This window comes from Pseudomonas sp. P1_A1 (genome assembly GCF_056406935.1).
Window position 1 is genome coordinate 32,332 of the sequence record NZ_JBFTZE010000013.1, and the last position, 12,668, is coordinate 44,999.

At 59.2% G+C, this 12,668-nt stretch carries 11 protein-coding genes; 9 read left to right on the forward strand and 2 right to left on the reverse strand.

Annotated features, from left to right (window positions below):
* The first annotated feature begins 88 nt into the window (after positions 1–88).
* The 4 genes from acs (at position 89) to AC1D2Q_RS19410 (ending at position 6,560) form a co-directional block, all read left to right on the forward strand.
* Positions 89–2,026: an acetate--CoA ligase gene (gene acs / locus AC1D2Q_RS19395; RefSeq protein ID WP_477814228.1), complete on the forward strand. Its 1,938-nt coding sequence runs from the start codon at positions 89–91 to the stop codon at positions 2,024–2,026.
* Between the two features lie 163 nt (positions 2,027–2,189).
* Positions 2,190–3,206 (forward strand): class I SAM-dependent rRNA methyltransferase, encoded by a 1,017-nt coding sequence (locus AC1D2Q_RS19400; RefSeq protein WP_477814229.1) that lies wholly within the window; start codon positions 2,190–2,192, stop codon positions 3,204–3,206.
* Positions 3,207–3,267: 61 nt separating this feature from the next.
* Positions 3,268–6,264, forward strand: a complete 2,997-nt coding sequence (locus AC1D2Q_RS19405; RefSeq protein WP_477814230.1) for a DUF748 domain-containing protein — start codon at positions 3,268–3,270, stop codon at positions 6,262–6,264.
* A complete protein-coding gene (locus tag AC1D2Q_RS19410; RefSeq protein ID WP_019582868.1) occupies positions 6,264–6,560 on the forward strand; it encodes a DUF2845 domain-containing protein in 297 nt (98 codons plus the stop codon). The genes AC1D2Q_RS19405 and AC1D2Q_RS19410 overlap by 1 nt, the downstream gene beginning before the upstream one ends.
* Positions 6,561–6,733: 173 nt before the next feature.
* On the opposite strand, the gene AC1D2Q_RS19415 is transcribed toward AC1D2Q_RS19410, so the two are convergent.
* On the reverse strand, positions 6,734–7,090 hold the full coding sequence (locus tag AC1D2Q_RS19415) for a BON domain-containing protein (protein WP_477814231.1): 357 nt from the start codon (positions 7,088–7,090) through the stop codon (positions 6,734–6,736).
* 322 nt (positions 7,091–7,412) lie between these two features.
* The gene (locus tag AC1D2Q_RS19420) at positions 7,413–7,823 is read right to left on the reverse strand and encodes a pilin (protein ID WP_477814232.1); all 411 of its coding nucleotides are present in this window, start codon (positions 7,821–7,823) and stop codon (positions 7,413–7,415) included.
* A gap of 226 nt (positions 7,824–8,049) precedes the next feature.
* On the opposite strand from AC1D2Q_RS19420, the gene pilB reads away from it, so the two are divergent.
* Genes pilB through yacG form a run of 5 tightly spaced genes read left to right on the forward strand, consistent with a single transcriptional unit; the run spans position 8,050 to position 12,661 of the window.
* Positions 8,050–9,750: a type IV-A pilus assembly ATPase PilB gene (pilB, locus tag AC1D2Q_RS19425; protein ID WP_477814233.1), complete on the forward strand. Its 1,701-nt coding sequence runs from the start codon at positions 8,050–8,052 to the stop codon at positions 9,748–9,750.
* Between the two features lie 2 nt (positions 9,751–9,752).
* Positions 9,753–10,970: a type II secretion system F family protein gene (locus AC1D2Q_RS19430; protein ID WP_477814234.1), complete on the forward strand. Its 1,218-nt coding sequence runs from the start codon at positions 9,753–9,755 to the stop codon at positions 10,968–10,970.
* A 1-nt stretch (position 10,971) separates the two neighbouring features.
* Positions 10,972–11,844, forward strand: a complete 873-nt coding sequence (locus tag AC1D2Q_RS19435; protein ID WP_477814235.1) for a prepilin peptidase — start codon at positions 10,972–10,974, stop codon at positions 11,842–11,844.
* Positions 11,841–12,464 carry a dephospho-CoA kinase gene (gene coaE / locus AC1D2Q_RS19440; RefSeq protein ID WP_026346004.1) on the forward strand — a complete coding sequence of 208 codons (624 nt, stop codon included), beginning with the start codon at positions 11,841–11,843 and terminating at the stop codon, positions 12,462–12,464. The genes AC1D2Q_RS19435 and coaE overlap by 4 nt, the downstream gene beginning before the upstream one ends.
* A complete protein-coding gene (yacG, locus tag AC1D2Q_RS19445; protein ID WP_477814236.1) occupies positions 12,461–12,661 on the forward strand; it encodes a DNA gyrase inhibitor YacG in 201 nt (66 codons plus the stop codon). Before coaE ends, yacG begins: the two co-directional genes overlap by 4 nt.
* The last annotated feature ends 7 nt before the right edge of the window (positions 12,662–12,668 follow it).

Here is a 12,668-nt window from a genome sequence, read left to right on the forward strand (position 1 = left end):
ACCAGGATCAAAAGATCGCAGCCTTCGGCAGCTCCTACACGGGGTCGCGCAGCTTCCTCTTGTCGCAAAACAAGAATAAGGAACCGTCATGTTCGATATCAGCACGTTCCCCAAGGCCGATGCCGTCCGCCGGGCTGCACAGTTGAGTCAGGACGACTATAAACGCCTGTACCGTGAATCCATTGAACATCCCAGCACCTTCTGGGCCGAACAGGCCACACGGTTCCTCGACTGGAGCACACCGTGGCAAACCGTCCAGCGTTACGACCTGAAAACCGGTGAAGCGAGCTGGTTCGCCGGCGGGAAGTTAAACGTCAGCTATAACTGCATCGACCGTCACCTGGAAAAGCGTGGCGATCAAACCGCGATCATCTGGGAAGGCGATGACCCCGCCGAATCCACGCAAATTACCTACAAAAAACTCCATCACAACGTCTGTCGACTGGCCAACGTGCTCAAAAGCCGTGGCGTGAAGAAAGGCGACCGCGTGTGCATCTACATGCCGATGATCCCCGAAGCCGCCTACGCCATGCTCGCCTGTGCGCGGATCGGCGCGATTCATTCGGTGGTGTTCGGCGGATTCTCCCCGGACTCACTGCGTGACCGGATCCTCGACGCCGACTGCCGCACCGTAATCACCGCCGATGAAGGCGTGCGCGGCGGTAAATTCGTGCCGCTCAAACAGAACGTCGACAAGGCCCTGCAAAGTTGCCCGCACGTCAGCAGCGTGATCGTGGTAGAGCACACCCAAAACCCGGTGAATTGGGTTGAAGACCGCGACCTCTGGTATCACCAGGCCCTGCGCGATGTCGGTGATGATTGCCCGCCAGAGCCGATGGACGCCGAAGACCCGCTGTTTATCCTCTACACCTCCGGCAGCACCGGCAAACCCAAAGGCGTGCTGCACACCACCGGCGGCTACTTGCTGCAAGCGGCGATGACCTTCAAATACGTGCTCGACTATCGCGACGGTGAAGTCTTCTGGTGCACCGCCGATGTCGGCTGGGTCACCGGCCACAGCTACATCGTCTACGGGCCGTTGGCCAACGGCGCGACCACGCTGATCTTCGAAGGCGTACCGAGCTATCCCAGCACCTCGCGCTTCTGGCAGGTGATCGACAAGCACCACGTGAACATCTTCTACACCGCCCCGACCGCCCTGCGCGCGTTGATGCGTGAAGGCCCCGGGCCATTGAAGGAAACATCCCGCGAGAGCCTGCGATTACTCGGCACCGTCGGTGAACCCATCAACCCGGAAGCCTGGGAGTGGTACTTCAATACCGTCGGCGAACAGCGTTGCCCGATTGTCGATACCTGGTGGCAGACTGAAACCGGCGGCATCATGCTCAGCCCGCTGGTCAGCACTCAACGGGTCAAACCCGGTTGTGCCACCCAACCGATGTTCGGCGTACAACCAGTGTTGCTTGATGAACACGGCAAGGAAATCAAAGGCGCCGGCAGTGGCGTGCTGGCGATCAAATCCAGCTGGCCGGCGCAGATCCGCAGCGTCTACGGCGATCCGAAACGGATGGTCGAAACCTACTTCAAGCCCTACCCCGGCTACTACTTCACTGGCGATGGCGCACGCCGCGACGAGGACGGCGATTACTGGATCACCGGGCGTATCGACGACGTCATCAACGTCTCCGGGCACCGCGTCGGTACGGCCGAAGTGGAGAGCGCCCTGGTGCTGCACGACAGCATTGCCGAGGCCGCCGTGGTCGGTTACCCCCACGACATCAAAGGCCAGGGTATCTATGCCTTTGTCACCCCCATGAATGGCATCGACCCCAACGATGATCTGAAGAAAGAACTGCTGGCCCACGTCATCAAGGAAATCGGCAGCTTCGCCAAACCGGACTTGATCCAGTGGGCCCCGGCCCTGCCGAAAACCCGTTCGGGCAAGATCATGCGACGGATCCTGCGCAAGATCGCCTGCAACGAACTGGACAGTCTCGGCGACACCTCGACCCTCGCCGACCCGAGCGTGGTGCAGGGCTTGATCGACAAACGCCTGAACCTGTAAATCACTCGTGCATCCGCCGTTTTCGGCGGTGGTGGTCAAGGCGTAGCATTGGCCATCGAGCGCTAGCCCCCTCTCATGATCGTTCCCATACAGAGCGTGGGAACGATCAGCCCATAGCTGTTAAACTCCCGCGCCCCCAATTCCCTCCAGCAAGGCGCCCAGCATGTCTTCCTTGAATCAGGCGCTGTGCGCCGCCCTTGATCGTCGCCAGGACCTGCTCGCCGAGCTGCATCAGCAAGGCACCGATTGCTATCGCCTGTTCCACGGCAGCCAGGAAGGTGCCGGCGGGTTGACCATCGACCGCTATGGCCCGCAACTGCTGGTGCAAAGCTTTCATCAGTCACTAGAGCGTGACGCCCTGCTGCAATTGCACGAAATCGTCAATCAACAGCTGGGCCTCGATAGCCTGCTGGTCTACAACGACCGCTCCCGCGGCAATTCGCGCATCGACCGCGAAGACACCGTCTACCGCGCCGATGAAGCCGCCCTGCAAGATTTGATCGGCCACGAATGGGGGCTGAACTACCGGGTTCGCGGGCGCCACGCCGGCCAGGACCCATTGCTGTTTCTCGACCTGCGCAACGCCCGTGGCTGGGTCAAGGCGCACAGCAAAAACAAAAGTGTGTTGAACCTGTTTGCCTACACCTGTGGCGTCGGTCTCTGCGCTGCGGCCGGTGGTGCCAGCGAGGTGTRCAACCTGGACTTTGCCGAAGGCAACCTGGCGGTCGGCCGCGAGAACGGTCTGCTCAACCCGCAATTGCCGACCATGGCGTTCATCCAGTCCGATTACTTCCCGGCGATTCGTCAATTGGCCGGCCTGCCGATCAGCCAGCGTCGCGGGCAAAAACTGCCGAGCTATCAGCGCCTGGAGCCGCGTCAATACGATCTGGTGCTGCTCGATCCACCGGCCTGGGCCAAGAGTGCTTTCGGCACGGTCGACCTGTTGCGCGACTACCAGAGCCTGCTCAAACCGGCGCTGCTGACCACTGCCGACGATGGCGTGTTGATCTGCTGCAACAACCTGGCGAAGGTCAGCATGGACGATTGGCGCGAACAGGTGCTGCGCTGCGCAGAGAAGGCCGGGCGCCCGGTGCGTGAGTGGACAGCGCTGACACCCGGCAGCGACTTTCCGTCGATGGATCAACAACCGCCGCTGAAAACGCTGATCCTGCAGCTCTGAAAATCCACACTAATAATCAGACAATTCCTATAAAGCGTGATTGCTTCGGAACCGCAAACGCATGCCATACTCCAAGGCACTCCGATTCCGACAGATGAAGCCACACATGCCCAAAGGATTGACTCGCGCTATCGGCGCCTTGTTAACAGCCCTGGCTCTATACAGCCTGTTGGGGTTTCTGATTTTGCCGGGCATCGCGTTGCGAGTTGCCAACCAGCAATTGGCCAACTACGCCACGACGCCCGCGACGATTCAGCGAATCGAACTCAACCCGTTCAGCCTTGAAGTGACTCTTTGGGGTTTGGTCATCGGCGAGCCGGGCAAGGAACAAGTGGGCTTCGAACGCCTGTACGCCAACCTGCAGATCGACAGTCTGTGGACCAAGGCGCTGCACCTGTCCGATATCGAACTGGACAAATCCAAGACCGAAATCCGCTTTAGCAAGGACGGCACGCTCAACCTGCTCGGGCTGTTCAAAATCCCCGCCAGCGAACCGACCCCGGTCGACCCGAACGCCAAACCCTTCCCGCTGCGGGTGGAGCGGATCAAACTGGCCGGCGGCTACGTGCACTTCGAAGATGCCCGGCCCAGCGAGCCGATCGAATTCCTCTACGACAAACTCGATTTCGAGCTGAAGAACCTCAGCACCCTGCCCGACGACAACGCCGACATGACCCTGGTCGCGGTCGGCCCGGCTGGCGGGCAGATCGACTGGACCGGCAATTTCAGCCTGACCCCGATCGCCTCTGAAGGTAAGCTGAAAATCACCGATGGCAAGATGAAATCTTTCTGGCCCTACGTGCGCGATGCTGTGCCACTGGTCCTGGAAAACGGCGTCCTGAACCTGAGCACCGACTACAAACTCAATCTGAACAAGGGCACTGAACTGCTGCTGAGCAACGTCGCCGTCAGCATCGCGCCTTTCGCCATCAAGGCTCCGGACGGCCGACCGCTGGCGAAGCTCGAACGGCTGGACATTAGCGACACCACCGTGGACCTGGCCAAGCAGCAAGTGGTGGTCGGCAAGATCCGCAGCCAGAAACTGGAAACCTGGGCCGCCCTCGAAGCCGATGGGCAACTCGATTGGCAAAAACTGTTCGCCAGCCAGCCGTCCAAACAGGCGGCCAAAGCCAACGCCGAACCCACCAGCACACCCGCGGCAGCCGATTCACCGAAGCCCGAACCGACTGCGCCGAGCAAGCCCTGGCAGGTACTGCTCAAAGACGTGCAACTGCGTAATTATCAGGTGCACCTGGCCGACCGCAAGGCACAACCCGCCGTAGCGCTGGAGCTCGGCCCGCTGAACCTGGACCTGCAGAATTTCGACAGCCTCAATGGCTCCCCTTTCAACCTCAAGCTCGATACGGGCGTGGGCAAGCAAGGCAAGATCATGGCGGACGGCACGGTCAATCTGGCCCCGATCAGCGCCAAACTGAACGTGCAGACCAGGGATATCGACCTGCGCGTCGCCCAGTCCTACATCAACCCGTTCATTCGCCTCGAACTGCGCAGCGGCATGCTGGGCAGTGATCTGGCGGTCGACCTGAAGAGCACCGAGCCGCTGGCGTTCAGCGTCACAGGTAAAGCCCAGATCGATCAGTTGCATACCCTCGACACCCTGAAAACCCGCGACTTCCTCAAGTGGCAGCAGTTGGTGCTCGAAGGCCTGAACTATCAGCACGGCGACAGCCTGTCGATCGATAAGGTCAACCTGTTCCAGCCCTATGCGCGCTTCATGATCAACGATGATCGCACCACCAACATCGATGACCTGCTGATCCCGCAACCGGCCGACTCCGGCGCCGCACCGACCAAAACCGCCGCAGCCAAACCGGCAGCCGGAAAAGAAAAACCGCTGGGCATCCACATCGGCGGCATTGCCATCAATGACGGTTCGGCAAACTTCGCCGACTTCAGCCTGACGCCGAACTTCGCCACGGCCGTCCAACAACTGAACGGGAACATCGGCACCATCGACAGCCGCCACGTAAAACCGGCCAGCGTCGACGTCAAAGGCAAGGTCGACCGCTATGCGCCGGTGACCATCAAGGGCTCGGTCAACCCGTTCGACCCGATGGCCAGCCTGGACATCGCCACCAGTTTCAAACGGGTGGAACTGACCACCCTGACGCCCTATTCCGGCAAGTTCGCCGGTTACCGCATCCGCAAGGGCCGGCTCAATCTGGATCTGCATTACAAGATCACCAATGGTCAGCTCCTGGCCGAAAACAAAGTGGTGGTCGAGCAGCTGCAACTGGGTGAAAAAGTCGACAGTCCGGATGCAGTAAGCCTGCCGCTGAAACTGGCGATTGCCCTGCTCAAGGATGTCGATGGGAAGATTTCCATCGAACTGCCGGTGAGCGGCGACCTGAACAACCCACAGTTCAGCATCATGCCGATCATCTGGCAGACCCTGCGCAATCTGATCGTGAAGGCGGCCGCGGCGCCGTTCAAAATGATTGGCGGGCTGGTCAGCGGCGGTGGTTCAGAGGACCTGGGTACCGTGGCGTTTGCACCAGGTTCAAGTGACTTGAACAAGGAAGCCGAAGCGACATTGATCAAACTGTCCCAGGCGCTCAAGGAACGTCCGGCCCTGCGCCTGGAAATCGAAGGCACTGCCGCCAAGAGCAGCGACGGCCCGCTGCTCGCCGAGCAACGCCTGGAACGGGAATACCAGTACAACTACTACAAAATGCTCCAGCGCCGCGGTGACAAAGTGCCGGCCCAGGCCTCCATGCTGGAAGTGCCGGACAGCGAGAAAGGCCCGCTGCTCGAAGGAATCTACCGCACGCGCCTCAAGATCCAGCCGCCCGCGGAATGGAAGGATCTGGGCAAGGAAGAACGCAACAAAAAAATGCGTGAAAGCGTGATCGGTTTCTGGAGCTCCAGCGAGGTTCTGTTGCGTCAGCTGGGCCAGGAACGGGCCAGCAGCATCAAGGACTATCTGGTGGACAAAGGACAGTTGGCCGATGACCGTGTGTACTTCATCGACGCCAACCTCGGTGAGGCCGAAAGCGATGGCCGCGTGGTGACGGCCATGCATCTGGATGCCGAGTGATGGGCGCGCAATGGCTTATGAGCCTGGCCCTGGTATTGGCTGCCGGCCAAGCCGCGGCGGCCGATACCCTGCGCTGCGGCAGTCAATTGATCAGCGTCGGGGACAGGTCCAGCGAAGTACTGCAAAAATGCGGAGAGCCCGTCGCCCGCGACCTGCTTGGCTACAAGCGCAGCGCCAATCGACGGGAAGAGTTTCAGGTCGAGGAATGGACCTACGGGCCCAACAGCGGGATGTACCAGTACCTGCGCTTTGAAGGAAACCGGTTGGTTCAAATCACCAGCAAACGCGGTAACTGAACTCGCTCCCACAGTTTTTTGCGTTGCTCCCAATAGAACAGGCCCCGACACGAATGTCGGGGCCTGTAACGGCCACGTCCATATGGCCTTTCGCATGAACTCTCAAAAAGCGACAGACGTATGACCTGGCCCGCCTGCCGCATCTTCTCCCGGTCCAGGCGAGAAGCCTTGCCTTACTCGGCTTTCAGGCCATCAGCGGACACCGCTTTGACGCCTTTGATTTTCTTGGCGATAGCCACGGCGGTTGCTTTCTGAGCGTCAGTCACCGCAACGGTAGAGGACAGCGACACGACGCCTTTGTTGGTTTCGACTTTGATATCAGTGCCTGGAATGCCTTTTTCGGTCACCAGGTCTGCTTTGACTTTGGTCGTGATCCAGGTATCGGAAGTAGCCTCTTTGGCTTTGGTCACCTCACCGGCGGCCAGCGTCATGGGAGCCTGGGTGGTCTGGGTGGTCTGTGCAAATGCAGCGCTGGTCATGGTCAAGGTCAGCGCGGTAGCAGTAGCGGCAGCGATAGCGAACTTCTTCATACGAGTAACTCCTGTTCTTCTGGAAAGTCTGCTGCGTGTCGTCTTGTCAGCAGGGTTACCAGAGAGAGTGCGAACGCTGTGCCAACTGCTCGATAAAAAATAAATACATATAAATCAATAATTTAGCAACAATGACAATTTTCGAAATCATGCAAAATGCATGACTCTGAAATTATCGACATGCAACATGCGGGTTTAACGCGGGCCTGAAGTCGTGAATTGCCGGTGGTTTTCGCGATCATCCAAATCGCTCCCAAATGCCCCATAAAAAAAAGCCCCGCGTCGTGAGAAGCGGGGCATTGTTTATGCCTGGTGATAGGGCTCAGGCGCCGGTGCAGCCTTTAGGGGCGTACTCCTGTAGAACCGTCGTGGCGCATGTCCAGCCACCGGCGAGGGTACGCGAAAGCGTAATGGTTTTGCTGAGCACAGGCCCTGGAGCATTGAGGATCGTGCAGCCAATAGTGCCCACACCGCTAGAGGCGGTACCCGATGCCGTAATTGTGCAATTACCTGTAGTCGCCGTACCGCCGATCAGGGCGAGGGTAGGATCGGTACCTTGATTGATAATGTCTTCAAAAGGGACTTTCAGTGCCGAGATTTCTGCCAGCGCTGCGGTAACCTTCGCTCGCGCCTGGTACTTCGAGTACTGCGGCAACGCAAACGTCGCCAGAATCCCGATGATCGCCACCACGATCAGCAGTTCGATCAGGGTAAAACCATTTTGATTTTTCATAGACAGGCTCCATGCATGAGTCGAAATCTCATGATCTGTAGAGGGTACAGCACAGCTCATGCCAAGTCGTATGCGCCCCTGCAGACTGGGCTCGGGATCACGACAAAGACCTTTCCTACTCCCAGGATCCGCACTTTCTGACACTTTTTGTCACCTCACCTCGGCTGGTTTGGCTCCACTGCTTGACTAGGCTATAAGTCATTAACCGCCTGTGTCCGGAATCCCAATGAATGACATTGCCCTTAGCGGTCTGGCCAAGCAATTGGTGCTGGCCGAGCTGATCACTGATCAAAGTGCGCAACAGGCTTATCAGCAAGCCCAACGCGATCGAGTCTCACTGGTCAGTTATCTGGTGCAAAACAAACTGCTGAAAAGCTGGCAGGTTGCCGAGGTGGCTTCGGAGCATTTCGGCATGGCCCTGCTGGACCTCAACTGCCTGGACAAAGACACCCAACCCAAGGGGCTGGTCAGCGAAAAACTGATCCGCCAGCACCACGCCCTGCCCCTCTGGCGACGCGGCAACAAACTGTTCGTGGGGGTTTCCGATCCGAGCAATCAACAGGTCATCAACGACATCCAGTTCAGTACCGGGCTGAATACCGAAGCCATCCTGGTCGAAGAAGACAAGCTCAGCGACGCCATCGAAAAATTCTTCGACAGCCACGCCACCGGCCTGGAAGAGATGGCCGATGTCGACCTCGACGGTCTGGACATCGAGTCGGTCGATGACCAGAAACAGGACGTCATCGCCGGACAGGACACCGATGACGCGCCCGTGGTGCGCTTCGTCCACAAGATGTTGCTCGATGCGATCAAGAGCGGTTCTTCCGACCTGCATTTCGAACCCTACGAGAAATCCTACCGCGTGCGGATGCGCACCGATGGCATCCTGCATGAAGTCGCCAAGCCACCAACGCAACTGGCCAACCGCATTGCTTCCCGGCTCAAAGTCATGGCCAGTCTCGACATCTCCGAGCGGCGCAAACCCCAGGACGGGCGGATCAAGATGCGCCTGTCCAAGAGCAAGTCCATCGACTTCCGGGTCAACACCCTGCCGACCCTGTGGGGCGAAAAAGTGGTGATCCGGATCCTCGATCCGTCCAGCGCGCAAATGGGCATCGATGCCCTCGGCTATGAGCCGGAGCAGAAAGACCTGTACATGGCCGCCCTCAAGCAACCACAGGGGATGATCCTGGTGACCGGGCCCACCGGTTCAGGCAAGACCGTGTCGCTCTATACCGGGCTGAATATCCTCAACACCGTCGACATCAACATCTCCACTGCCGAAGACCCGGTGGAAATCAACATGGAGGGCGTCAACCAGGTCAACGTCAATCCCAGGCAGGGAATGGATTTCGCCCAAGCGTTGCGCTCGTTTCTGCGCCAGGACCCGGACGTGATCATGGTCGGCGAAATCCGCGACCTCGAAACTGCCGAAATTGCCATCAAAGCCGCCCAGACCGGGCACATGGTGCTTTCCACCCTGCACACCAACAGCGCCGCGCAAACCCTGACCCGCCTGCACAACATGGGGATTCAGGGCTTCAACATCGCGACCTCGGTCAGCCTGATCATTGCCCAGCGCCTGGCGCGCAAGTTGTGCAGCCATTGCAAGAAACCCATCGAGATTCCCCGCGAGGCGCTGCTCAAGGAAGGCTTCCCCGAGGAACGCATCGGCTCGTTCACGATCTATGAACCGGTCGGTTGCGATCAATGCAACGCTGGCTACAAAGGGCGAGTGGGGATTTATGAAGTGGTAAAGAACACCCCTGACCTGCAACGGCTGATCATGGCCGAAGGCAATTCACTGGAGATCGACCTCCAGATGCGCAAGGACGGCTTCAACGACCTGCGCACCTCGGGCTTGCTCAAGGCCATGCAAGGCATCACCAGCCTTGAAGAAATCAACCGGGTCACGAAGGACTGAATATGGCGGTCAAAGCAGCGAAAATCAGCGTGTATGCCTGGGAAGGCACGGATCGCAAAGGCGCGAAAATGACCGGCGAGTTGACCGGACAAAATCCCGCGCTGATCAAGGCCCAGTTGCGCAAGCAGGGCATCAACCCGGGCAAGGTGCGGAAAAAATCCGCGGCCATTTTCAGTGCTGGTAAGCGCATCAAACCCTTGGACATTGCCCTGTTTACCCGGCAGATGGCGACCATGATGAAAGCCGGCGTACCACTGCTGCAATCGTTCGAGATTATCGGCGAAGGCTTCGATAACCCGAACATGCGCAAGCTGGTGGACGAGGTGAAGCAGGAAGTCGCCGCCGGTAACAGCTTCGCCGCGGCGCTGCGCAAAAAGCCCCAGTATTTCGATGAGCTGTACTGCAACCTGGTGGACGCCGGCGAGCAGGCCGGTGCCCTGGATACCCTGCTGGAACGGGTGGCGACCTACAAGGAAAAGAGCGAAAGCCTCAAGGCCAAGATCAAGAAAGCCATGACCTACCCGCTGGCCGTGGTGTTCGTCGCGATCATTGTGACCGGCATTCTGCTGGTCAAGGTTGTGCCGCAGTTCGAGTCGGTATTCTCGGGGTTCGGCGCCGAACTGCCGGCGTTCACCGTGATGGTCATCGGCTTGTCGGAGTTCATGCAGGACTGGTGGTGGATGATACTCGGCGTGCTGGCTGGGGGGATCTTCGGCCTGCGCCATGCCTTCAAGAATTCCCCGGGCTTTCGCGACCGGACGGACACCTGGCTGCTGAAACTGCCGTTGGTTGGCGCGCTCATGTACAAGTCCGCCGTGGCCCGATACGCCCGTACCCTGTCGACGACGTTTGCCGCCGGCGTGCCACTGGTCGAAGCCCTGGAGTCAGTGGCGGGCGCGACCGGCAACATCGTGTTCAAGCGAGCGGTGTTGCGCATCAAGCAGGACGTTTCGACCGGCATGCAGCTGAATTTTTCCATGCGCACCTCCGGCATATTTCCGACCATGGCGATCCAGATGACGGCCATTGGCGAAGAGTCAGGCGCGCTGGACGACATGCTCGACAAGGTCGCGAGTTTCTACGAGGCCGAGGTGGACAACATGGTCGATAACCTGACCAGCCTGATGGAGCCATTCATCATGGTGGTGCTGGGGGTTATCGTCGGCGGGCTGGTGGTTGCAATGTACCTGCCCATCTTCCAACTCGGCTCAGCGATCTGATATGTCCTTGAACGATTTTCTGAGCCTCAATCCGCTGGCCTTCGTGATTACCGCAGGGCTGATCGGCCTGCTGATCGGCAGTTTTCTTAACGTGGTGGTCTGGCGCCTGCCGAAAATGCTTGAGCGTGAATGGCGCCTGCAGGCCCATGACGTACTGGACTTGCCAGCCGAAGCCCCCGGCCCCACTTACAACCTGATACTGCCCCACTCCGAGTGCCCCCACTGTGGCCATCGGATTCGAGTGTGGGAGAACATTCCAATACTCAGTTATCTGTTTTTACGCGGGCGATGCTCGAACTGCGCGGCGCCGATCAGTAAACGTTACCCGCTGACCGAACTGGCCTGCGCCCTGCTGTCGGCGTTCGTCGCCTGGCATTTCGGTTTCGGCTGGCAGGCCTGCATGGTGCTGGTCCTGAGCTGGGGACTGTTGGCGATGAGCCTGATCGATGCCGAACATCAACTGTTGCCGGACGTACTGGTGATGCCGTTGATGTGGCTGGGATTGATCCTCAACAGCTTCGGGCTCTTCGTATCACTGCATGACGCGTTCTGGGGCGCGGTGGCCGGCTACATGGCGCTGTGGACGGTGTTCTGGCTGTTCAAGCTGATCACCGGCAAGGACGGCATCGGCTACGGTGACTTCAAGCTCCTGGCGATGCTAGGCGCCTGGGGCGGCTGGCAGATCCTGCCCATGACCATTCTGTTGTCATCGCTGGTAGGGGCCATTCTCGGGATGATTTTGCTGCGCCTGCGGGATGCGAAAACCTCGACGCCGCTACCCTTTGGACCCTATCTGGCCATTGCCGGCTGGATTGCCTTGCTCTGGGGTGGTCAAATAACCGGCTTCTATTGGCAGTTTGTCGGTTTGAAATGAATACCCCTGTGGAAAAACCCTGGATTCTCGGCCTGACCGGCGGCATCGGCAGCGGYAAAAGCGCGGCCGCGCAGCACTTCATTGACCTCGGTGTGCACGTGGTGGACGCCGATCATGCGGCTCGCTGGGTGGTCGAACCCGGCCGCCCGGCACTGGCAAAAATCGCCGAGCACTTTGGCCCCGGCGTGTTGCAAGCCGATGGCCAGCTGGATCGTGCGGCCCTGCGCAAGCTGATCTTCGAGGTACCGGAAGAACGCCGCTGGCTCGAAGCGCTACTGCATCCGTTGATCGCCGAGGAAATCGCCCATCATCTGGCCAAGGCACAATCGCCTTACGCGATTCTGGTTTCGCCGCTGCTGATCGAGTCCGGGCAGTACGCCATGACCCAACGGGTCCTGGTGATCGATGCCCCGGAACAGTTACAGATCGAACGCACCCTGCAGCGTGACCAGACCAGCGAACAGCAAGTCCAGGCGATCCTCAAGGCTCAGTCCAGCCGACAGGACCGCGTGAGCCATGCCGACGATGTGGTGGTCAACGACCGCGACCTCGCCTGGCTGCACAGCGAGGTCGAACGCCTGCATCACTTTTACCTTACTTTGCGTGGAGGCCAGTCATGAGCCAAACCCCGACCGTCGATTGCCCAACCTGTGGCGCCCCTGTCGAATGGAGCCCCGAGAACAAATATCGGCCGTTCTGTTCGGACCGTTGCAAACTGATCGACCTGGGCGCCTGGGCGTCGGAAGAACACAAGATCCCGGTGAGCCCGGATGCCGAAGACGAGTTGTTCAGCGAAGACTTCGACCCGCGTCACTGATCCCAGC

What these genes read in the sequence shown, in the direction of transcription:
- acs (WP_477814228.1), top strand. Translation starts at nt 89, where the DNA reads ATGTTCGATATCAGCACGTTCCCCAAGGCCGATGCCGTCCGCCGGGCT.
- AC1D2Q_RS19435 (WP_477814235.1), top strand. Translation starts at nt 10,972, where the DNA reads ATGTCCTTGAACGATTTTCTGAGCCTCAATCCGCTGGCCTTCGTGATT.
- yacG (WP_477814236.1), top strand. Translation starts at nt 12,461, where the DNA reads ATGAGCCAAACCCCGACCGTCGATTGCCCAACCTGTGGCGCCCCTGTC.
- AC1D2Q_RS19405 (WP_477814230.1), top strand. Translation starts at nt 3,268, where the DNA reads ATGCCATACTCCAAGGCACTCCGATTCCGACAGATGAAGCCACACATG.
- AC1D2Q_RS19415 (WP_477814231.1), bottom strand. Translation starts at nt 7,090, where the DNA reads ATGAAGAAGTTCGCTATCGCTGCCGCTACTGCTACCGCGCTGACCTTG.
- pilB (WP_477814233.1), top strand. Translation starts at nt 8,050, where the DNA reads ATGAATGACATTGCCCTTAGCGGTCTGGCCAAGCAATTGGTGCTGGCC.
- AC1D2Q_RS19420 (WP_477814232.1), bottom strand. Translation starts at nt 7,823, where the DNA reads ATGAAAAATCAAAATGGTTTTACCCTGATCGAACTGCTGATCGTGGTG.
- AC1D2Q_RS19430 (WP_477814234.1), top strand. Translation starts at nt 9,753, where the DNA reads ATGGCGGTCAAAGCAGCGAAAATCAGCGTGTATGCCTGGGAAGGCACG.
- AC1D2Q_RS19410 (WP_019582868.1), top strand. Translation starts at nt 6,264, where the DNA reads ATGGGCGCGCAATGGCTTATGAGCCTGGCCCTGGTATTGGCTGCCGGC.